Origin of the sequence: Streptomyces sp. NPDC007971 (assembly GCF_042958635.1) — a bacterium.
Classification (GTDB): Bacteria; Actinomycetota; Actinomycetes; order Streptomycetales; family Streptomycetaceae; genus Streptomyces.
Genome location: NZ_JBIBJK010000008.1, coordinates 337,345 through 359,257, shown reverse-complemented (window position 1 = coordinate 359,257; position 21,913 = coordinate 337,345). Strand labels below are relative to the sequence as shown.

Annotated in this window: 18 protein-coding genes; 15 read left to right on the top strand and 3 right to left on the bottom strand. The window is 71.9% G+C overall.

The window, feature by feature from the left end; translation table 11 throughout:
- Positions 1 to 54: 54 nt before the first annotated feature.
- The 8 genes from ACFZCP_RS19510 (at position 55) to ACFZCP_RS19475 (ending at position 9,056) form a co-directional block, all read left to right on the top strand.
- Entirely contained in the window at positions 55 to 792 is a 738-nt protein-coding gene (locus tag ACFZCP_RS19510) for a hypothetical protein (RefSeq protein ID WP_391428269.1), read from the top strand.
- 72 nt (positions 793 to 864) lie between these two features.
- Positions 865 to 1,710: a DegV family protein gene (locus tag ACFZCP_RS19505; RefSeq protein ID WP_391428268.1), complete on the top strand. Its 846-nt coding sequence runs from the start codon at positions 865 to 867 to the stop codon at positions 1,708 to 1,710.
- Between the two features lie 783 nt (positions 1,711 to 2,493).
- A complete protein-coding gene (locus tag ACFZCP_RS19500; RefSeq protein WP_391428267.1) occupies positions 2,494 to 3,276 on the top strand; it encodes a helix-hairpin-helix domain-containing protein in 783 nt (260 codons plus the stop codon).
- Complete coding sequence (locus tag ACFZCP_RS19495) at positions 3,273 to 5,936, top strand: ComEC/Rec2 family competence protein (protein ID WP_391428266.1); 2,664 nt, start codon at positions 3,273 to 3,275, stop codon at positions 5,934 to 5,936. The genes ACFZCP_RS19500 and ACFZCP_RS19495 overlap by 4 nt, the downstream gene beginning before the upstream one ends.
- 299 nt (positions 5,937 to 6,235) lie before the next feature.
- A complete protein-coding gene (locus ACFZCP_RS19490; protein WP_391428265.1) occupies positions 6,236 to 7,150 on the top strand; it encodes an arylamine N-acetyltransferase in 915 nt (304 codons plus the stop codon).
- A gap of 258 nt (positions 7,151 to 7,408) precedes the next feature.
- Positions 7,409 to 7,654, top strand: coding sequence for a hypothetical protein (locus ACFZCP_RS19485; RefSeq protein ID WP_391428264.1), 246 nt, complete (start codon positions 7,409 to 7,411; stop codon positions 7,652 to 7,654).
- 86 nt (positions 7,655 to 7,740) lie between these two features.
- The gene (holA, locus tag ACFZCP_RS19480) at positions 7,741 to 8,730 is read left to right on the top strand and encodes a DNA polymerase III subunit delta (RefSeq protein ID WP_362697510.1); all 990 of its coding nucleotides are present in this window, start codon (positions 7,741 to 7,743) and stop codon (positions 8,728 to 8,730) included.
- A gap of 29 nt (positions 8,731 to 8,759) precedes the next feature.
- Positions 8,760 to 9,056 carry a hypothetical protein gene (locus ACFZCP_RS19475; RefSeq protein WP_391428263.1) on the top strand — a complete coding sequence of 99 codons (297 nt, stop codon included), beginning with the start codon at positions 8,760 to 8,762 and terminating at the stop codon, positions 9,054 to 9,056.
- A gap of 205 nt (positions 9,057 to 9,261) precedes the next feature.
- On the opposite strand, the gene rpsT is transcribed toward ACFZCP_RS19475, so the two are convergent.
- Entirely contained in the window at positions 9,262 to 9,528 is a 267-nt protein-coding gene (gene rpsT, locus ACFZCP_RS19470) for a 30S ribosomal protein S20 (protein ID WP_362697507.1), read from the bottom strand.
- 226 nt (positions 9,529 to 9,754) lie between these two features.
- Between rpsT and lepA the strand changes: the two genes are divergently transcribed.
- From lepA to ACFZCP_RS19445, 5 genes are all read left to right on the top strand, one after another.
- Complete coding sequence (lepA, locus tag ACFZCP_RS19465; RefSeq protein WP_391428262.1) at positions 9,755 to 11,629, top strand: translation elongation factor 4; 1,875 nt, start codon at positions 9,755 to 9,757, stop codon at positions 11,627 to 11,629.
- 259 nt (positions 11,630 to 11,888) lie between these two features.
- Positions 11,889 to 13,763: an AMP-binding protein gene (locus ACFZCP_RS19460; protein ID WP_391428261.1), complete on the top strand. Its 1,875-nt coding sequence runs from the start codon at positions 11,889 to 11,891 to the stop codon at positions 13,761 to 13,763.
- A 210-nt stretch (positions 13,764 to 13,973) separates the two neighbouring features.
- Positions 13,974 to 15,794, top strand: a complete 1,821-nt coding sequence (locus tag ACFZCP_RS19455) for a SpoIIE family protein phosphatase (RefSeq protein ID WP_391428327.1) — start codon at positions 13,974 to 13,976, stop codon at positions 15,792 to 15,794.
- 244 nt (positions 15,795 to 16,038) lie between these two features.
- Positions 16,039 to 17,271 (top strand): radical SAM family heme chaperone HemW, encoded by a 1,233-nt coding sequence (gene hemW / locus ACFZCP_RS19450; protein ID WP_391428260.1) that lies wholly within the window; start codon positions 16,039 to 16,041, stop codon positions 17,269 to 17,271.
- Positions 17,272 to 17,371: 100 nt separating this feature from the next.
- Positions 17,372 to 17,944 carry a Uma2 family endonuclease gene (locus tag ACFZCP_RS19445; protein WP_391428259.1) on the top strand — a complete coding sequence of 191 codons (573 nt, stop codon included), beginning with the start codon at positions 17,372 to 17,374 and terminating at the stop codon, positions 17,942 to 17,944.
- Here the strand turns inward: ACFZCP_RS19445 and ACFZCP_RS19440 are convergent.
- A complete protein-coding gene (locus ACFZCP_RS19440) occupies positions 17,934 to 18,794 on the bottom strand; it encodes a DUF3097 family protein (RefSeq protein WP_391428258.1) in 861 nt (286 codons plus the stop codon). The two genes, ACFZCP_RS19445 and ACFZCP_RS19440, sit on opposite strands and share 11 nt — an antisense overlap.
- A gap of 34 nt (positions 18,795 to 18,828) precedes the next feature.
- On the bottom strand, positions 18,829 to 19,563 hold the full coding sequence (locus tag ACFZCP_RS19435) for an MBL fold metallo-hydrolase (protein WP_391428257.1): 735 nt from the start codon (positions 19,561 to 19,563) through the stop codon (positions 18,829 to 18,831).
- A 159-nt stretch (positions 19,564 to 19,722) separates the two neighbouring features.
- Here ACFZCP_RS19435 and hrcA point away from each other — a divergent pair, with 159 nt between their 5' ends.
- Entirely contained in the window at positions 19,723 to 20,739 is a 1,017-nt protein-coding gene (gene hrcA / locus ACFZCP_RS19430; protein ID WP_362697487.1) for a heat-inducible transcriptional repressor HrcA, read from the top strand.
- The gene (gene dnaJ, locus ACFZCP_RS19425) at positions 20,740 to 21,876 is read left to right on the top strand and encodes a molecular chaperone DnaJ (protein WP_391428256.1); all 1,137 of its coding nucleotides are present in this window, start codon (positions 20,740 to 20,742) and stop codon (positions 21,874 to 21,876) included.
- The last annotated feature ends 37 nt before the right edge of the window (positions 21,877 to 21,913 follow it).

The window sequence follows — 21,913 nt, the reverse complement described above, 5'->3', positions numbered from 1 at the left end:
CGTTTACTGTGGAGAGCGCGGCGGCAGCGTCGCGCCGGCCGGAGGAGAAGCGTCATGGAAACGGTGATCACGGTGTTCGCCCTGCTCTTCCTGATCTTCATCGGCCTTGGCGCGTACATCACGGTGAAGGCGGTCGGCGCCGCCAAGCGCGGCGTGGACCGCACGATCGCGCAGGCCCGCCGCACGGTCGAGGACCACACCCTGCGCGCCAAGTCCTTCGCCCAGCCAGGACCGGCCGGCGAGGTCGCCCAGCTGCGCCTGAACCTGCGCACCTCGATGCGCGCCACCCAGGACGCGCTGCATGCGGGCACGGCCGACGACGAGTCGCTGAAGGAGTCCCTCAGCCTCTTCCGGCGGCTCAGCGCACACGGGCACGAACTGGATGCCGAGCTCAAGCGCCTGGAGTCCGATCCGGACCGGTCCACGCTCGCCGCGCAGCTGCCCGAGCTGCGTCAACGCACCGAGCGCATCACCAAGTCCGCCGACTCGCTGCGGTGGGCGGCCCGGGACCGGGCCCGCCGCTTCGCCGACGACGATCTGGACATGCTCAGCGCCCAGATAGACGTCGAGGCGGGAGCCCTGCGGCACTGGACGCAGGCCGATCCCCGGCCGGAGCCCTCGCCGTGGCCCGGCGCCCCGGCCGCTTCCGATCCGGCGGTCGAGCAGCAGACCTGGCCACCGGCCCCGGGTTCCCGTCCGGCCGAGGAGCCGGCGGCACCCGCGATCACCCCGCCCAAGCGGAGCCAGCCCTACCCCTGGCAGAAGAGGCCGCGCCCCGAGAGCACCACATGACCGGTCCGTTCCCGGTCCGGACAGCGGGGGCCGGGCTGCCGCGCCGGCACTACGGCAGGTAACCTCCAGCTCATGTCCCGCCATGTCGCGATCGTCACCGATTCAACGGCCTACCTGCCGCCGCGGACGATGGAGCGCCACGGCATCACAGCGGTACCCCTGACCGTGGTCCTCGGCGACCAGGCGCTCGAAGAGGGTACCGAGATCTCGACCCGTTCCCTGGCCCAGGCACTGCAGAAGCGGCGGCCGGTCACCACCTCCCGCCCCAGTCCCCAGGTGTTCGCGGAGACCTACCGCAGGGTCGCCGAGTCCGGAGCGAGCGGCATCGTCTCCCTGCACCTGTCCGCGGAGCTGTCCGGCACCTACGACGCCGCGGTCCTCGCGGCGCGCGAGGCGCCGGTTCCGGTGCGGGTGGTCGACACCGGGATGGTCGCGATGGCCCTGGGCTTCTGCGCGCTCGCCGCGGCCGAAGTGACGGAGGCCGGCGGGACGATGGACGAAGCCGTCACGGCCGCCGAGAAACGGGCCGCGGGCACGACCGCCCATTTCTACGTCGACACGCTCGACTATCTGCGCCGCGGGGGCCGTATCGGTGCGGCACAGGCCCTGCTCGGCTCCGCGCTGGCCGTCAAGCCGCTGCTTCAGCTGGAGGGCGGCCGCATCGAACTCCTCGAAAAGGTCCGCACGGCGTCCAAGGCCATCGCCCGCCTGGAGGAGATCGCCGTCGACCGGGCGGGCGGAGCCGAGGTCGACATCGCCGTGCACCACCTCGCGGCCCCCGAGAGAGCCTCCGCCCTCGCCGACCGGCTGCGGGCACGGGTGCCCGGACTGGCCGACCTGCACGTGAGCGAGGTCGGTGCGGTGATCGGGGCACACACCGGGCCTGGGCTCCTGGGAGCGGTGGTCTCCCCGCGCTGACGCCCGGCTTCTCGGCCTCGCTTCACTCGTGTGAGTGGCGGAGTTTTCCACAACCGGGCGGTAGTCCCCGGGAATTGACCAAGATCATCGTGGTGCGGCGGGATCCCCGATCCTCGTCGTATGGCATTTCGATCACGCTCCCGCACAGCGACCCCGACCAGCGGGCCGGGCCGTGGCCCCGCTTCCGACGGCCGCGTCCGCCGACGGCCCGTCGGCCGCGCCCGCCACCGGCAGCCCGCCCCGGCGGAGGAACTGCGCCGCCGTGCGGAATTCCTCTTCGGAGAACAGGCCGTGCAATGGCGCGAGTCGGGCAACGCCCCGCCACATGGACACACCCCCGCGCCCACGGCGACCGTGACGGGGCCGGCGCCCGGGTTGAGCACGACGGCGACGGCGACGACGATGGCGACGACGACCAGGGCGGTGCCCTGGCCGAGTACGGCATGTACGTCGGCACCTGGGTCGAGTACGGCAAGGTCGCCGCAAGAGCCCGGGCCGAGTGCGGCAAGCACGTTGCCAGAGCCTGGGCCGAGTGCGGCAAGCACGTTGCCAGAGCCTGGGCCGAGTGCGGCAAGCGCGCTGCCGGAATCCGGGTCGAGTACGGCAAGCACGTTGCCACCCTGGCCGAGTACGGCATGCGCCATGCCACCTCGATCGGGCCGGGCGCGCGGCACGGCCACCGAGCTCCGCCCCGCGGCCGTGGCAGCCCGGTCCCGGCCTGTGGCTTCAGCAGGCGGTGCGGAGCCGCCGGAGTCTCCCGCTACCGGACCCGACCCCCTGGCCATGGCCTCCCAGTTCCGCCCGGCGGTTCCAGCGGGCGATTCGGAGCCGCTGGAGTCTCCTGCAGCGGGCCTTCGGGAGCGGGCCGGGCTCGCGCTGCGGGAGCGGTTGCCGGTCTGGCTGCAGACCCGCTGCGCAATGGAGCGGCGGGGAGTGATCGCGCTCGCCGTGGTGCTCGTCGCATCAGCCGTCTTCGCCGTCCAGCACTTCTGGGCCGGCCGCACGCAGACCGTGAGCGCTCCTCAAGTGGTGCGCGCGCAGGCGCCGTACACCAAGAAGGGCGGTGACGCGAGGTCCCGCGGCCCCGCGAGCACAGGGGCGACCACGGGCGGCGAGATCGTCGTGGACGTCGGCGGCAAGGTTCGCAAGCCGGGGATCCGGCGGTTGCCGGCCGGTTCACGCGTGGCCGACGCGCTGCGCGCCGCGGGCGGCGTGCGGCCGGGTGCGAGCACCGACGGCCTCAACCGGGCCCGCTTCCTGGTCGACGGCGAGCAGGTCGTCGTCGGAGGGCCGCCGGGCGCGGCGGCCGTTGCTCCCGGTGCCGCTGGGGCCGCTGCCGGACCGGGCTCCGCCGCGGCGGGAGCGGGACCCGCGGCCCCGGTCTCCCTCAACACGGCGACCGCGGATCAACTGGACACCCTTCCCGGAGTCGGCCCCGTGCTGGCCCAGCACATCATCGACTACCGCACCCGGCACGGCGGTTTCCGCTCGGTGGACGAACTGCGCCAGGTCAACGGCATCGGCGACCGCCGCTACTCCGACCTGCGCACTCTGGTGCGCCCATGAGCACCGCAGTGCACGGCGCAGTGCAGGGCGAGCCGCCGGGACGCGCAGGAGCCGGAGCAGCCGGGGGGAGCCCCACCGGCCGGAGGACACCGGCCCCGCTCGACCTGCGCCTGGTGCCGCCCGCGCTCGCCGCCTGGGGGACGGCGGCGCTGACCGTCGACGCGGCACCGGGCTGGAGTGTCGTCATCACGCTGGTCTGCCTGGTCGCCGGAATCGCGCTGCTGTCGGCATGGTGGCCGGGGTGGCCGAGAGGGATGAGGGGGCCGAGAGGGGCGAGGGGGCCGAGGGTTCGGCCCGGCAGGCTCCGCGCTCCGATCGCCGCCGTGCTGCTCTGCGTCGCAGCGGCCGCTGCCTCGGCGGGGTTGCACGGGGCGGACATACGACGCGGACCGGTGCCCGAGCTGGCCCGGCGATTCGCCACGGTGACCGTCGAGGTCGAGCTGACCGGGGACCCCTGGCTGAGCAGGCCCCGGGTGCTCGGGGACCACGCGGCGCCGATCGCGGTGCTGGCCCGGGCGGAGGTACGGCGGGTGGACGAGGGCCACGGAGCAGGCGTGCGCACGCGGACGCCGGTACTGGTGGTCGTCGACGCCGATGTCCCGGCGCCACGGCTCCCACCCTCCGGATTCGGGGGCGGGAGAGAGACGCGGGCCACGGGCCCGGCGGACGCGCCCACTGATCGGATCACGCGCGGTGCACGTCCGGCCTGGCTCGGGCTGCTGCCGTCCACTCGGCTGCGAGTGGAAGCCCGGCTGGCGCCCGCCCTGACCGGCGGCGACCGGGCCGCGGCCGTACTGCGTGTGCGGCGCGAGCCGGTGCCGGAGATCGTCGCGGGCCCGAGCGCGCCGCAGCGCCTGGCGGGCCGGCTCAGGGCCGGGCTGAGGGAAGCGACCGACGGGCTGCCGGGAGACGCCCGGGCGCTGCTTCCCGGGCTGGTGGTCGGCGACACCTCGCGGATCACACCCGAACTCGACGACGCCTTCAAGGAGACGGACCTGGCACACACGCTCGCCGTTTCGGGCAGCAACCTCACGATCCTGCTCGCCCTGCTCATCGGGCCGCCCGGCCTGGCCCAGCGCGTCGAGCGTCGCGGACTCGCCCCGCGCCTGGGACTGTCGCTGCGGGCGACCGCGCTGGCCGCGGGAGCGCTGACACTCGGCTTCGTGATCGTGTGCCGGCCCGACCCCAGCGTGCTGCGGGCCGCGGCCTGCGGCGCGGTCGCCCTGCTCGCCCTGGCGACAGGCCGCCGCAGATCCCTGATCCCGGCGCTCGCCACGGCAGTACTCCTGCTGGTCCTGTACGACCCTTGGCTGGCTCGCAGTTACGGCTTTCTGCTCTCCGTGCTGGCGACCGGAGCGCTGCTCGTGCTGGCGCCCGGCTGGAGCGAGGCGCTGCGGCGGCGCCGGGTGCCGGCCCGGCTCGCCGAAGCGCTGGCAGCGGCTGCCGCCGCGCAGGCCGTGTGCGCACCGGTCGTGGTGGTGCTGTCGGCCCGGGTGAGCCTGGTGGCGGTGCCCTGCAATCTGCTCGCCGAGGCGGCGGTCGCTCCGGCGACGGTGCTGGGGTTCGCGGCGCTGGCGACCGCACCGGTGGCGATGCCCGTCGCCAAGGTCCTGGCCTGGGGTGCGAGCTGGCCCGCCGGATGGATCGCCCGGGTCGCCCGGGCCGGTGCGTCGCTGCCCGGAGGCGGCATGGACTGGCCGGGGAGCTGGGCCGGGGCGCTGTTGCTCGCGGTGGTCACCGTGGCCGTGGTCCTGGCCGGACGCCGACTGCTGCGCCACCCCTGGTGGTCCGGCGCCGTCGGTGTGCTGCTCGTACTGGCGGTGGTGCGGCCGGTGCCGCTGACCCGGGTCATCACGGGGTGGCCGCCGCCGGGCTGGCGGTTCGCGATGTGCGACGTGGGACAGGGCGACGCGACGGTGCTGGCAGCCGGCGAGGGGACGGGGGTGGTCGTGGACGCGGGACCCGATCCCGACCTGGTGGACCACTGCCTGCGGGAGTTGGGCATCACCCGCATCCCTCTGGTCGTCCTGACCCACTTCCACGCCGACCACGTCGCGGGTCTGCCCGGTGTTCTGCGAGGCCGGTCGGTGGCCGCGATCGAGACCACAGGCTTCGAAGAGCCTGCGGACCAGGCCGAGTTCGTACGAAAGGAGGCGGCCCAACGCCACATCCCGCTCACCCGGGCCGCGGCCGGGGAGGAACGGCGCACCGGACCGCTTGCCTGGCAGGTGCTGTGGCCGCGTGCGGCCCCACTTCCCGGCGAGGGTCCCGCACCGGAGCCGGACGGCCCGAACGACGCCAGCGTCGCCCTGCTCGTACGGTCCGGCGGACTGCGGCTGCTGTTGCTGGGAGACCTCGAACCCCCGGCCCAGCAGGAGCTGTTGCGGTCACCGGCGGCCGCCGAGCTGGCCCGCGTGGACGTCCTGAAGGTGGCCCACCATGGCTCGGCCTATCAGGATCCGGACCTGATACGGCTGGCGGCTCCCCGGGTGGCGCTCATCTCCTGCGGAGTCGACAACCCCTACGGCCACCCGGCACCGGCGACCGTGGCCGCGCTGCGGGCCGACGGCGCGATGGTGCTGCGCACGGACCGAGACGGAGCGCTTGCCGTGGGCGGGACCGGAGGAGCGGGAGGGGAGGTGCGGGTGGCCAAGGACTGAGGGAGACGAGACGGTCGTCCGTCCGTCCGCGGGTCCGCCCGCCCGCCCGTCCGTCCGCGGGTGCGCGGGTCCGCCCGGTCCGCCCGGTCAAGCGGACGGGCGGACCGGCCCCGAAAACAGAGGAAGGGACGGGCCGAATACTGGACGAAGAGAGCAGCGACCGGCTTGCCCGGAGGGGCTGGGCCTAGGCCGCAGCCGAGCCACAGCCCTGCACGGACAGCCGGAGTTCCAGGTGGGCAGTCCGAGTTCCGGGTGAGCGGACCGAGTCCCGGTTGGTCAGCCGGGCACAGACTGGGGGTATGAACACAGCACAGATCGACGCCTATCTCCGTCGGCTCGGGGCCGTGCGCCCCCAGCAGCCCACCGCTGAGGCATTGCGCGAGCTGCACCTGCGCCATCTGCTGACCATCCCCTTCGAGAACCTGTCGATACACCTCGGTGAGGAGATCGTGCTGGAGGAGAAGCGCCTGCTGGACAAGCTGGTCGAGGCGAGGCGGGGCGGATTCTGCTACGAACTCAACGGAGTGTTCGGGGCGTTGCTCGCCGCCCTCGGTTACGAGGTCGAGTTGCTCGCGGGGCGGGTGTACGGGGATGAAGGACGGCTCGGGATCCCGTACGACCATCTCGCGCTGCGCGTGCGGACGGCCGATGGCGGTGACTGGCTGGCCGATGTCGGGTTCGGGGCGCACAGTCACTTTCCGCTGGCGTTCGCGGAACGCGGGGAGCAGGCGGATCCCGGTGGGACCTTCCGGGTGGCGCAGGCCGGACCGGACGCCGCAGGGGCGAGCGGCGACGAGGTGAGCGGCGACGGGGTGAGCGGCGACGGGGCGAGCGGCGCCAGGACGAGCAGTGGCGGGGAGGGCCCGGCGGGGTTCGCGGACCTGGATGTCCTGCGGAACGGTACGCCGCAGTACCGGCTGGAGCGGCGGCCCAGGGTGCTCGGGGACTTCGTTGCCGGGTCCTGGTGGCAGAGCACCTCGCCGCAGTCGCACTTCACACAGTCCCTGGTGTGTTCACGGGTGACCGAGGACGGTGGGCGGATCACCCTCAGCGGGCGGAAGCTGACCACGACGACCGCTGACGGAGAGAGGGGGACACGGGAACTGGGCACCGACGAGGAGGTGCTGGCGGTGTACCGGAAGCGGTTCGGGATCGCCCTGGGCTCGGTGCCGACCCTACGGATCCGGAACCAGAACCGGAACGACATGCCCTGACCCGTCCGTTCCCGCCCCGTCCGTTTCCGCCTCGCGAGGTCCCGCCCCCACCTGGTCCCGCCCCACATGGTCCCGCCCCGTCAGATCCCGACCCGCCCGGGTCCGGACACGACGCGACCGGACACGACGCGACCGGACACGACGCGACCGGACACGATGCGACCGGACACGACGCGTACCGACGAGTTCTGACCCGGCAGGTCCCGCCCGGGAGACGACCTGGTGCCCGGGCGATGAGGGGTGCCGGAGAATAGGCCCGTGAGCGATGTGAGACATGTGCTGGTGCTGCCGGATCGCGATGCAGCCGAGGCGGCGGCCGAGGCGCTCGGCGGGCGGTTCGGCCTCGACGAGGAGCCCCGGCTCGTCCGTGATGCCCTGGCCGGTGAGGACGACGCGGAGGACGCCCAGTGGCTGGTCGTCCTGCACGACGCGGACGACCGCCTGGACCCCGCCGAGCTGGACGCCTTCGCGGGGGAGTGGGACGGCTGGCGCGAGGAGCCGTGACCCCGAGGCCGACTCGGGGTGCGGTCGGGGACCGCTCCGGGTGCGCGGCCGCTTCGCTGTCAGTGCCGCGTGGGATGCTGTAGGCGATGGCCAGGAAGACTGCGAATGACGACCCTCTCGCCCCGGTGACTCTCGCCGTGGGCCAGGAGGACCTCCTGCTCGACCGTGCCGTGCAGGAGGTGGTGGCTGCCGCCAGGGCCGCCGACTCCGACACGGACGTACGGGACCTGACCCCGGACCAGCTGCAGCCCGGCACGCTCGCCGAGCTGACCAGCCCTTCGCTCTTCGCCGAGCGCAAGGTCGTGGTCGTACGCAACGCCCAGGACCTGTCCGCGGACACGATCAAGGATGTGAAGGCCTACCTGGGGTCCCCTGCCGAGGAGATCACCCTCGTGCTGCTGCACGCGGGCGGAGCCAAGGGCAAGGGTCTGCTGGACGCCGCGCGCAAGGCGGGCGCACGCGAGGTGGCCTGCCCGAAGATGACCAAGCCGGCGGACCGGCTGGCGTTCGTGAGGGGGGAGTTCCGCTCCTTCGGCCGGTCGGCCACGCCCGAGGCCTGCCAGGTCCTGGTCGATGCGATCGGGAGCGACCTGCGGGAGCTGGCATCGGCGGCGGCACAACTCGTCGCCGACGTCGAGGGGACGATCGACGAGGCCGTCGTCGGGCGGTACTACACCGGACGGGCGGAGGCCTCCAGCTTCACGGTCGCCGACCGGGCCGTGGAGGGGCGTACGGCGGAGGCGCTGGAGGCGCTCAGATGGTCGCTGGCGACCGGCGTCGCGCCGGTGCTGATCACCAGCGCGCTCGCGCAGGGCGTGCGGGCGATCGGCAAGCTGTCCTCGGCGCGCGGCGGCCGGCCCGCCGACCTCGCGCGGGAGCTGGGCATGCCGCCCTGGAAGATCGACCGGGTGCGGCAGCAGATGCGGGGCTGGACACCCGACGGGGTGGCGGTGGCACTCAGAGCCGTCGCGGAGGCCGACGCAGGGGTGAAGGGCGGCGGTGACGACCCCGAGTACGCCCTGGAGAAGGCGGTCGTGACCATCGCGAGGGCCGCCCGGTCACGGGGGCGCGGCTAGCCGCGGCTTCCTGCCCGGCGGATCATGCCGTGATCGCAGGGGCTCACTCGCTCGTCCGAGCTGGTGAGCCAGTCGCCCGGCAGGGAGCTGCGAGGAGAATCGCAGCTATCAGCGGTACGTCTCTCGGCAGTGCGTCTTCCAGCCGCACACCCCTCACCGCGGAGCGCGAGGGCAGGCGGTATCACGAGGACGGATGCCTCGTCCTCCGGATCGTCGAGGACAAGATCACCGACGTCGACGAGTGCGTACCCGACGTCGACGAGTGCGTACCCGACATCGACGAGTGCGTACCCGACATCGATCTGGAGAGCGCCTTCTGGTCGTGACGCAGGGGCCCCTCGGGGCGGCGGTCATGCCGAAGGCCCCGGTGCCCGCCCTGGGGAAGGGAGGGAGCCGGGGCCTTCGGATGAAGCTTGCGAGCCCGTCCCCGCGTGGCGAACGCAGGCCGCGAACAGGCTCTGGGGTGCCGGACGGGAGCGGATGAGAGAGGGCCCGCTCTGGGTCCTTCCGGCGGTCAGATCAGAAGGAGGTTCAGCCCTTGAGGGACGCGACCTTGGAAGCAAGCGCCGACTTCTTGTTGGCGGCCTGGTTCTTGTGGATGACGCCCTTCGAGACGGCCTTGTCGAGCGCACGCGCGGCAGCGCGCTGCAGCTCGACGGCCTTCTCGGCGTCACCCGCGGTTGCGGCCTCACGGGCCTTGCGGATCGCGGTCTTCAGGGAGGACTTGACGGCCTTGTTGCGCAGCCGAGCCTTCTCGTTGGTCTTGATCCGCTTGATCTGGGACTTGATGTTCGCCACGAAGGAGCCTTTTCAGGTTCTGGTACGGGGCCGTGGAGGTCCCGTACCGGTGATCCAAAATTTCTCTGACGTGCCTCGTGCTGAGAGGGCATGAGGCACAGCCATCTACAGTACCAGTGGCCCTCCGGGCGGCCCAAAACGGCCCACGGTCCCTCCGCGTGGGACCATGGAGACTACGTATCGATCCGACCCGAGGCATAAGGCGCCTCAAGAGACAGGACCCTGCGTGCCCGCGACCCCTAACCATGTGCCCGAGCCGAGCCGTACCGACCCGGCTCTGATCCGCAATTTCTGCATCATCGCGCACATCGACCACGGCAAGTCCACCCTCGCCGACCGGATGCTCCAGCTGACCGGTGTGGTCGAGCAGCGGCAGATGCGTGCTCAGTACCTCGACCGGATGGACATCGAGCGCGAGCGCGGCATCACGATCAAGTCCCAGGCGGTGCGTCTGCCCTGGGCCCCGACCGAGGGCCCCGACCAGGGCAGGACGCACATCCTCAACATGATCGACACTCCGGGGCACGTCGACTTCACCTACGAGGTCTCGCGGTCGCTGGCCGCTTGTGAGGGGACCGTCCTCCTCGTCGACGCCGCCCAGGGCATCGAGGCGCAGACCCTCGCCAACCTGTACCTGGCGATGGAGAACGACCTCACGATCATCCCCGTACTGAACAAGATCGACCTGCCGGCCGCACAGCCGGAGAAGTTCGCCGAGGAGCTGGCGAACCTGGTCGGCTGCGACCCGTCGGACGTGCTGAAGGTCTCCGCCAAGACGGGTCTCGGCGTCGACGCGCTGCTGGACAGGGTCGTCAAGGAGATCCCGGCGCCGGTCGGGGTCGCCGACGCGCCCGCCCGCGCGATGATCTTCGACTCGGTCTACGACTCCTACCGCGGTGTCGTGACGTACGTGCGTGTCATCGACGGTCAGCTCAACAAGCGCGAGCGCATCCGGATGATGTCGACCGGCGCGACGCACGAGCTGCTGGAGATCGGCGTCAGCTCGCCCGAGATGCTCCCGGCGGACGGTCTCGGCGTCGGTGAGGTGGGTTACCTCATCACCGGTGTGAAGGACGTGCGCCAGTCCAAGGTCGGTGACACCGTCACCAGCCAGGCCAAGGGCGCCACCGAGGCCCTCGGCGGCTACAAGGACCCGAAGCCCATGGTCTTCTCGGGTCTGTATCCGCTCGACGGCTCCGACTACCCGGAGCTGCGCGAGGCTCTCGACAAGCTGCAGCTCAACGACGCCGCGCTGGTCTACGAGCCGGAGACGTCCGCCGCTCTCGGCTTCGGTTTCCGCGTCGGCTTCCTCGGCCTGCTGCACCTGGACGTGATCCGTGAGCGGCTGGAGCGCGAGTTCGGCCTCGACCTGATCGCCACCGCCCCCAACGTGGTCTACCGCGTGGTCATGGAGGACGGCAGCGAGCACACGGTCACCAACCCGAGCGAGTTCCCCGAGGGCAAGATCGGCGAGGTCTACGAGCCGGTCGTGCGGGCCACGGTCCTCGCGCCCACCGAGTTCATCGGCTCGATCATGGAGCTGTGCCAGACCCGGCGCGGCACCCTGCTGGGCATGGACTACCTGTCCGAGGACCGCGTCGAGATCCGCTACACGCTGCCGCTCGCGGAGATCGTCTTCGACTTCTTCGACCAGCTGAAGTCCAAGACCCGCGGGTACGCGTCCCTCGACTACGAGCCCACCGGCGAGCAGACCTCCAGCCTGGTCAAGGTCGACATCCTGCTGCACGGCGACAAGGTGGACGCCTTCTCGGCGATCACCCACAAGGACCAGGCGTACGCGTACGGCGTACGGCTCGTCGCCAAGCTCAAGGAGCTCATCCCGCGCCAGGCCTTCGAGGTGCCGGTCCAGGCCGCCATCGGCTCCCGCGTCATCGCCCGCGAGACCATCCGCGCCATCCGCAAGGACGTCCTCGCCAAGTGCTACGGCGGTGACATCTCCCGTAAGCGGAAGCTGCTGGAGAAGCAGAAGGAAGGCAAGAAGCGGATGAAGATGGTGGGTTCCGTGGAGGTTCCGCAGGAGGCCTTCATCGCGGTCCTGTCCAGCGATGACAGCACGGGTTCGGCCAAGAGCAAGAAGTAACCGCGGGTAACTGCGGCTTGCGTCCGCAAACCGGGTGCAACGGGGGCTCGTCGTGCGAAAGTGCGGCGGGCCCCTACGCGTGCGTAGTGTCGCTCAGCGTGGAAAGTGACAGGCCGAAGCCCCTTACGCAGCGGCCGGTCGCGGCTTACTCTGATGCCTGCCCGATAGTTACTCGCGAGTTAAACAAGCGCGAACCCCCACAGTGAGTCAACCCAGCCGCACCTGAGTCAGCCGCACCGTCGCGGGCCCGGAGGATGTCGTGACCGACACACAGACCCTGATCGAGAACCGTGCGCCGTCCGTGGCGGCCCTCTTCCTGGAGCGCGTGGCGGCCACACCGGACGCCGAGGCCTACCGCTACCCCGTCCCGCCGGCATCCGGGCAGGGCCCGGACGACTGGAAGTCGCTGAGCTGGGGCCAGGCGGCACGGCGGGTCTACGCGATCGCGGCCGGTCTCATCGAACTGGGCGTGCAGCCGGAGCAGCGGGTGGCGCTCGCCTCCTCGACCCGGGTCGAGTGGATCCTCGCCGACCTCGGCATCATGTGCGCCGGCGGCGCCACCACGACCGTCTACCCGCAGACCAACGCCGACGAGTCGGCGTTCATCCTCTCGGACTCCGAGAGCCGGGTGCTGATCGCCGAGGACGCCGCCCAGCTCGCCAAGGCGGTGCAGAAGCGCGGCGAGCTGCCCGCGCTGACCAAGGTCGTGGTGATCGACCCGGCCGGCGTCGAGTCGGACGACTGGGTCATCACCCTCACCGAGCTGGAGCAGCGTGGCGCCGCTTACCTGGAGAAGCACCCCGAGCTGATCAAGGAGCGGGTCGGCGCGATCACCAGGGACCAGCTCGCCACCCTCATCTACACCTCCGGCACCACCGGCCGCCCCAAGGGCGTGCGCCTGCCGCACGACAACTGGGCGTACATGGCCAAGGCCATCGCCGCGACCGGCCTGGTCACCGGCGAGGACGTGCAGTACCTGTGGCTGCCGCTCGCCCACGTCTTCGGCAAGGTGCTCACCTCCGGCCAGATCGAGGTCGGCCACGTCACCGCCGTCGACGGCCGCGTCGACAAGATCATCGAGAACCTTCCGGTGGTGCAGCCGACGTACATGGCGGCCGTGCCGCGCATCTTCGAGAAGGTCTACAACGGTGTCGCGGCCAAGGCCCGCGAGGGCGGCGCGGCCAAGTACAAGATCTTCCAGTGGGCCTCCGAGGTCGCCCGCGAGTACGCCAAGGCCAGCCAGGACAACTTCCGCCGCACCGGCACCGCCGCCGTGCCCTTCGGCCTGGCCGCCAAGCACAAGGCCGCCGACGCGCTCGTCTACTCCAAGCTGCGGGCGGCCTTCGGCGGTCGGCTGCGCGCCTGCGTCTCGGGCGCCTCAGCCCTCGCCCCCGAGATCGGCTACTTCTTCTCCGGCGCCGGCATCCACATCCTGGAGGGCTACGGCCTCACCGAGACCTCGGCGGCCTCCTTCGTCAACCCCGGTGAGGCCTACCGCACCGGCACCGTCGGCAAGCCGCTGCCCGGCTGCGAGGTGCGCATCGCCGACGACGGCGAGATCCTGCTGCGCGGCCCCGGCATCATGGAGGGCTACCACCAGCAGCCCGAGAAGACCGTCGAGGTGCTGGAGTCCGACGGCTGGTTCCACACCGGCGACATCGGCGAACTCTCGCCCGACGGCTACCTGCGCATCACCGACCGCAAGAAGGACCTCATCAAGACCTCCGGCGGCAAGTACGTCGCCCCCGCCGAGGTCGAGGGCCAGTTCAAGGCCGTGTGCCCCTACGTCTCCAACATCCTGGTGCACGGCGCCGACCGGAACTACTGCACCGCCCTCATCGCCCTGGACGAGATCGCGATCCTCCAGTGGGCGAAGGACAACGGCCTGGCGGGCAAGTCGTACGCCGAGGTCGTCGCCGCGCCGCAGACGGTGGAGCTGGTCGACGGCTATGTCAAGGAGCTCAACGCCGGGCTCCAGCGCTGGCAGACGATCAAGAAGTTCCGACTGCTGCCGCGGGACCTGGACGTGGAGCACGGCGAGATCACGCCGAGCCTGAAGCTGAAGCGGCCGGCCGTCGAGCGGGCGTACAAGCAGCTGATCGACGAGATGTACGCGGGGGCGCGGGAGGCGTAGGAGCGAGGGGAACTGCGGGCCGGTCGTCAGCTGCGGCGGCGTCGTGGCCGGGCGCGCAGTTCCCCGCCCCCCTTGAGGGGGCTGCGCTCAGCCCCGCTCAAAACCATCGGTCTTCTGATGCTCTCTTAGCACAGTTTTCGCACACCGCTGTCCACTTCGGTAACTCTGCGCTTATCCCTGGGGTCGGTCTGTCACCCTGGCCGCATGGACATGGCGGCCATACCGACGCAACGGGAGAACGAAGCCCGGGCCAGCACGGCCCAGGGCCACACCACCCTGCCCGGAAGCCCCCTCGCGCCCGGCTCCGCCCGTGCCCTGGTGCGCGCCGCACTGTCCGAGGTCCCCGGAGTCCGCCCACGCCTGGTCGACGACGCCATGGCCGTCGTCAGCGAACTCGTCACCAATGCCGTCGTCCACGCCGGGACGGACGTGGAGATCGACTGGCGCATGGAGGACAGCGGTGCGTTCGTCGTCGAGGTCCGCGACCACCACCCCTCCCGCGCCCCGCGCGACTGCGCCCGTACGGAGGGGCCGTACGAGGTGTCCGAGCAGGGGCGGGGCCTGCGCCTGGTCGCCACCCTCGCCGAGTCCTGGGGCGTCACCTACCGCACCGGTACGAAGACGGTGTGGGCGCGGCTGCCGCCCGGCGGCCGGGACGAGCCGCAGGGCGCCGCCCCGGTGCCCGCGCTGGAGGCCGCCGAGACCCTCGCCCCGCAGCCGCTGCGCCCCGGGGCCGACCGGGACTGGCTCGGCCGGGGCGCGCTGTCCTTCCTCGCCGAGGCCTCCGACCTGCTCGCCGGGCAGCTGGACGAGAACCTGGTCGCCGCCCTCACCGGGCAGCTGATCGTGCCCCGGCTCGCCGACTGGTGCGCGGTGTGGCTGGAGGACGAGGCGAGCGTGCGCGGCGGCGACGGCGGCGCGCCCGCACGCGTGTGGCACGCCAGCGAGAACTGCATCGAGGAGCTGACCCGCGCCCTGGAGAAGGACCCGCCCTGCCCGCGCGACGGACTGCGGTCGGGGCCCGAGCCCTACCCCTGGCCCGGCGACGCGCTCGGCCCGCAGGGCACCGACGGCACCGCACTCGCCTACCGGCTGATCGCGGGCGGCCGTCCGCTGGGCACGCTGGTCATCGGGCGCTGCGGGCCGCACCGGTTCCCCGACGAGGTCACCGGGCTCGTCGAGGACCTCAGCCGCCGGGTGGCCCTCGCCATCGGCGCGGCCCGCCAGTACGCCCGGCAGGCCACCATCAGCGCCGTCCTGCAGCGCGGCCTGCTGCCCGGCGCGGTCGCCGAGATCCCCGGGCTGCACAGCGCGCTCGTCTACGAGCCCTGCGACAAGGGCGGCCCGAGCGGCGACTTCTACGACCTCTTCCCGGCGGGCGACGGCCGCTGGTGCTTCGCGGTCGGTGACGTCCAGGGCAAGGGTCCCGAGGCGGCGGTCGTGATCGGGCTCGCCCGCCCCTGGCTGCGCCTGCTCGCCCGCGAGGGCTACCGGGTCGCCGACGTCCTGGACCGCCTCAACCAGCTCCTCCTGGACGACGCCACCGAGGCCGCCGACGCGGCCGCCCGCGCCCTGGTCGCCGCCGGCGGCCGGCCCGTGGCGCCCGGGGACGGCCCGCAGACCCGTTTCCTGTCCCTCCTCTACGGCGAGCTGACCCCGCACGACGACGGCGTCCGCTGCACCCTCGCCTCGGCCGGGCATCCGCTGCCGCTGGTCCTCCGGCCCGACGGCGAGGTGCGCACCGTCGCCCGGCCGCAGACCCTCCTCGGGGTGGTCGAGGACGAGACCTACACCAGCGAGACCTTCGACCTGCGGCCCGGCGACAGCCTGCTCTGCGTCACCGACGGGGTGACCGAGCGGCGCTCGGGCTCGCGCCAGTTCGACGACGGCGACGGGCTCGCGCGGGCCCTGTCCGGCTGTGCGGGCCTGGGCGCCGAGCTGATCGCGGAAAGGATCCGCCGCCTGGTCCACGAGTTCGGCGGCGGCCAGCCGGAGGACGACCTCGCCCTCCTCGTGCTCCAGGCGGAGTGACAGCCGTCGTCCGGGAGAGCGGGGTGACGGCCGTCGTGCGGGGCAGCCGCGGGACTGCCAATGCGCGGGGCGGGGGAGTGCCGGCCGTCGTACGGAGAGTGGGGTGACGGCTGTCGTACAGGACAGCGGCGCAGCGCCGGCCGTCGTGCGGGGCAGCCGAGGGACTGCCATGTGCGGGGCAGCCGCGGGACTGCCATTGCGCGGGGCGGCGGAGTGACCGTCGTCGTACGGGACAATGGAGGACATGCCTTCCGCACTCCCCGACGGCGAGCCCGTACCCGACGACGGCGCGCTGCCCGCATCCGCGCTCGCCGGCGCCACCGAGCGACCCCTCGGGTTCTACCTGCACGTCCCGTACTGCGCGACCCGCTGCGGCTACTGCGACTTCAACACCTACACCGCGACCGAGCTGCGCGGCACCGGCGGAGTGCTCGCCTCCAGGGACAACTACGCGGACACCCTGACCGACGAGGTCCGCCTGGCCCGCAAGGTGCTCGGCGACGACCCGCGCGCGGTCCGTACGGTGTTCGTCGGCGGCGGCACGCCGACGCTGCTGGCCGCGGACGACCTGGTACGGATGCTGGGCGCGATCCGCGACGAGTTCTCTCTCGCGCCGGACGCGGAGATCACGACGGAGGCCAACCCGGAGTCGGTCGACCCGGCCTATCTCGCGACGCTGCGCGAGGGCGGCTTCAACCGGATCTCCTTCGGTATGCAGAGCGCCAGACAGCATGTGCTGCGCGTGCTCGACCGCACGCACACCCCGGGGCGTCCCGAGGCCTGCGTGGCGGAGGCCAGGGCCGCGGGCTTCGAGCACGTGAACCTGGACCTGATCTACGGCACCCCCGGCGAGTCGGACGACGACTGGCGGGCGTCGCTGGACGCGGCGATCGGCGCGGGACCGGACCACGTCAGCGCCTACGCGCTGATCGTCGAGGAGGGCACCCAGCTGGCGCGCCGCATCCGCCGGGGCGAGGTCCCGATGACCGACGACGACGTCCACGCCGACCGCTACCTGATCGCCGAGGAGATGCTGTCCGCGGCGGGCTTCGACTGGTACGAGGTCTCCAACTGGGCCACCTCCGAGTCGGGGCGCTGCCTGCACAACGAGCTGTACTGGCGCGGCGCCGACTGGTGGGGCGCGGGCCCCGGGGCGCACTCGCACGTGGGCGGGGTGCGCTGGTGGAACGTCAAGCACCCGGGTGCGTACGCGGCGGCCCTCGCCTCCGGCCGCTCACCGGGCGCGGGCCGTGAGCTGCTGTCCGACGAGGACCGCCGGGTGGAGCGCATCCTGCTGGAACTGCGGCTGCGCGAGGGGGTGCCGCTGTCGCTGCTGAAGGAGGAGGGGCTCGCGGCGTCCCGGCGGGCACTGGCGGACGGGCTCCTCCAGGAGAGGCCGTACGAGGAGGGACGCGCCGTGCTGACGCTGCGGGGGCGGCTGCTGGCGGACGCGGTGGTACGGGACCTGGTGGACTGATCACTCGGCGGAGTGAATCACTGCGGAACGCCGGTTCGGTCCCTAACCTGGTTCGTAGGCTGCCGCTGACAGTACGCGGCGGATGCGGAGGGCCACGGAGATGACCGCTGTGGATGATCGCCGGGTGCATGAGGCGTTCGAGAACCTTGTGGTTCCCGAGGGTTTCAAGGCTGAGCTCATCCGGGGGGAAATCGTGATGATGGCCGGGCCTGACAAGGTCCACAACCGCATCGTGCAGTCTGTGCAGGACCAGATCCCCTCGGACCGGTGGGAGCGTCTCCAGACCCAGGACGTGGCCATTCCCGGTGAAAACAGTGAGCCCCAGCCTGATCTGCTGGTGATGGAGATCGGTGCCGACGACAGCCCGGGACGACTCGTACCCGCCCCTGCTGTGACGATGCTGGTCGAGGTCGTTTCCAAGACCAGCGTGCACCGGGACTATGTGGAGAAGCGGTCGATCTATGCGGCCGGTGCCGTGCCGGTATACCTGATCATCGATCCGTTCGAGGCGAAGTGCCTGGTGCTGACAGAACCGGTCGGCACAGGGCTTGCGGCGGACTATCAGACCAAGCGGACTCGTAAGTTCGGTGACCCGGTGCAGCTGCCGATGGTGGGCATCGACCTGGATACGAGCCGGTTCGGCACTCTTCCACCGCTGACCGCTACGCCGTGACGAAATCGATCAGCTCCTCCACCCTCCCCAGCAACTCCGGCTCCAGGTCCTTGTAGGACCCCACCCGCTTCAGAATCGCCTGCCACACGGCCCCGGTGTTCTCCGAAGGCCAGCCCAGCGCCCGGCACACCCCCGTCTTCCAGTCCTGCCCCCGCGGCACTGACGGCCAGGCCGCGATCCCCAGCGACGCCGGCTTCACGGCCTCCCAGATGTCGATGTAGGGGTGGCCGACGACCAGCGCGTGTTCGCTGGTCACCGACTCCGCGATGCGCCACTCCTTCGTGCCCGGGACGAGGTGGTCCACCAGCACGCCCAGCCGTGCGTCCGGGCCCGGCGCGAAGGACGACACGATCGACGGCAGGTCGTCGACGCCCTCCAGGTACTCCACGACCACGCCCTCGATGCGCAGGTCGTCGCCCCACACCTTCTCGACCAGCTCGGCGTCGTGCCGGCCCTCGACGTAGATGCGGCCGGCCCGGGCCACGCGGGCGCGGGCGCCGGGGACGGAGACCGAACCGGAGGCCGTACGCGTCGGGCGGACCGGGCCGCCGGACGACGGCCGTACGAGGGTCACCACCCGCCCCTCCAGCAGGAAGCCGCGCGGCTCCAGCGGGAACACCCGGTGCTTGCCGAAGCGGTCCTCCAGGGTCACCGTGCCCGCCTCGCAGCGGATCACCGCCCCGCAGAACCCGGTACCCGGCTCCTCCACCACCAGCCCCGGCTCGGCCGGCACCTCCGGCACGGGCTTGGACTTCTTCCACGGAGGGGTCAGGTCGGCGGAGTACACACGAGGGCGCGGACCCGAAGGGCCCTCGTCGGCGGGGCGGCGGCGGGAGACGGGTGGGCGCATTCGGATGACGATAGGAGAACCGGGGGGTTCGTCCTTACGACACGCCGAAACGTGCTGCCAGCTCGTCGCGTTGCCGCCGTACGAACGCCGCGTCCACCACCGCTCCGTGACCGGGCACGTACAGTGCGTCCTCGCCGCCCAGGGCGAGCAGCCGGTCCAGGGCGTCGGGCCAGCGGGCCGGTACGGCGTCCGGGCCCGCCTGGGGTTCGCCGGACTCCTCCACCAGGTCCCCGCAGAAGACGATCTCCGGCCCGCCGGGGACCGATCCGGGGACGAGCACCGCGAGGTCGTGGGCCGTGTGGCCGGGCCCCACGTTGGCCAGCAGTGCCTGCCGGCCGCCGCCCAGGTCCAGCGTCCACTCGCCGGAGACCAGGTGGCGGGGCGCGGCGAGGGCGTCCACCGCCTCGTCCGCGTCCGCCGCCGGCAGGCCGTTGCCGACCGCGTCCCGGCGCAGCTCCTCGCGCGCGTGGGCGAACACCGCGTCGATGCCCACCGCCCCGTACACCTCCGCGCCGGCGAAGGCGGGCGCGCCGAAGACATGGTCGAAGTGGGGGTGGGTGAGCGCGAGATGGGTCACATCGCGGCCCGCGAGCCGCTGCGCGCGCTCGCGCACCCGCGCGCCCTCGGCCAGGCTCGATCCGGCGTCCACCACCAGCGCCGTGCCCTCGCCGAGGACCAGGCCCGCGGTGCAGTCCCAGCCGGGAAGCCGGCACCGCCCGACCCCGGCGGCCAGCCGCTCCCACCCGACCTCTTCCCAAGTCACCGTCATACCGCGACGCTAGCCGTTCAACCAGGTAAGGCGGCAGCGACCTTGCCCAGTCAGTACCCCACGGCCGTACACTGGGCCGGGGAAGTCTGGCACTCGCAAAGGCAGAGTGCCAGGAGACGACCGAAGAGCCGAGAGACGACGTACGGGAGGTGCGCGCGGATGCTGAGTGAACGCAGGCTTCAGGTACTGCGCGCCATCGTCCAGGACTACGTGGGCACCGAGGAGCCGGTGGGGTCGAAGGCACTCACCGAGCGGCACAACCTCGGCGTCTCCCCGGCGACCGTGCGCAACGACATGGCCGCCCTGGAGGACGAGGGGTTCATCGCCCAGCCGCACACCAGTGCCGGGCGCATCCCCACGGACAAGGGCTACCGGCTCTTCGTGGACAAGCTCGCGGGCGTCAAGCCGATGTCGGCGCCCGAGCGGCGGGCCATCCAGAACTTCCTGGACGGCGCCGTCGACCTCGACGACGTGGTGGCACGGACCGTACGGCTGCTCGCGCAGCTGACCCGGCAGGTCGCCGTCGTGCAGTACCCGTCCCTGACCCGGTCCACCGTGCGCCATGTGGAGCTGCTCTCACTCGCGCCCGCGCGCGTGATGCTCGTGCTGATCACGGACACCGGCCGGGTCGAGCAGCGGATGGTCGACTGCCCGGCGCCGTTCGGCGAGGCGTCCCTGGCCGATCTGCGGGCACGGCTGAACAGCCGGGTCGCGGGCCGCCGGTTCGCCGATGTGCCGAAGCTGGTCGAGGACCTGCCCGACGCCTTCGAGGCCGAGGACCGCGGTACGGTCTCCACGGTGCTCTCCACCCTTCTGGAGACACTGGTCGAGGAGAACGAGGAGCGGCTGATGATCGGCGGCACCGCCAATCTCACCCGCTTCGGACATGACTTCCCTCTCACGATCCGGCCCGTCCTGGAGGCCCTTGAGGAGCAGGTCGTGCTCCTCAAACTCCTGGGTGAGGCCAAGGATCCGGGCATGACCGTGCGTATCGGGCACGAGATCGCCCATGAAGGACTCAACTCCACCTCTGTCGTGTCGGTCGGTTACGGTTCGGGCGGCGAGGCGGTTGCCAAGCTCGGCGTGGTCGGACCGACCCGCATGGACTACCCGGGAACGATGGGAGCGGTACGCGCAGTGGCACGGTACGTCGGACAGATCCTGGCGGAGTCGTAAGTGGCCACGGACTACTACGCCGTTCTCGGCGTGCGCCGCGACGCGTCGCAGGATGAGATCAAGAAGGCGTTCCGCAGGCTCGCGCGCGAGCTGCATCCGGACGTCAACCCGGATCCGAAGACCCAGGAGCGGTTCAAGGAGATCAACGCCGCTTACGAGGTGCTGTCGGACCCGCAGAAGAAGCAGGTCTACGACCTCGGCGGCGACCCGCTCTCCCAGTCGGGCGGCGCCGGTGCGGGCGGTTTCGGAGCCGGTGGCTTCGGCAACTTCTCCGACATCATGGACGCGTTCTTCGGCACGGCGTCGCAGCGCGGACCGCGCTCGCGCACCCGCCGCGGCCAGGACGCCATGATCCGCATCGAGATCGAGCTGGACGAGGCGGCCTTCGGGACGACCAAGGACATCCAGGTCGACACGGCCGTCGTCTGCAACACCTGCAACGGCGAAGGCGCGGCGCCGGGCACCTCCGCCCAGACGTGTGACATGTGCCGAGGCCGCGGTGAGGTCTCGCAGGTCACCCGGTCCTTCCTGGGCCAGGTCATGACCTCACGGCCCTGCCCGCAGTGCCAGGGCTTCGGCACGGTCGTGCCCACGCCGTGCCCGGAGTGCGCGGGCGACGGCCGCGTACGGTCGCGTCGCACGCTCACGGTGAAGATCCCGGCCGGTGTCGACAACGGCACCCGCATCCAGCTCGCCGGCGAGGGCGAGGTCGGGCCGGGCGGCGGTCCTGCCGGTGACCTCTACGTCGAGATCCACGAGCTGCCGCACCCGACCTTCCAGCGGCGCGGCGACGATCTGCACTGCACGGTCACCATCCCGATGACCGCGGCGGCTCTCGGCACCAAGGTGCCGCTGGAGACGCTGGACGGGATGGAGGAGGTCGACATCCGGCCCGGTACGCAGTCCGGGCAGTCGATCCCGCTGCACAACCGCGGTGTCACGCATCTGCGGGGCGGCGGCCGCGGTGACCTGATCGTGCACGTCGAGGTCATGACGCCGACCAAGCTGGACCCCGAGCAGGAGCGAGTGCTGCGCGAGCTGGCGAAGCTGCGCGGCGAGGAGCGCCCGCAGGGGCAGTTCCAGCCCGGTCAGCAGGGGCTGTTCTCCCGCCTGAAGGACGCGTTCAACGGGCGCTGATCTCCGCCGCCTGTCCGGGGGCCGGCCCCCGGACAGG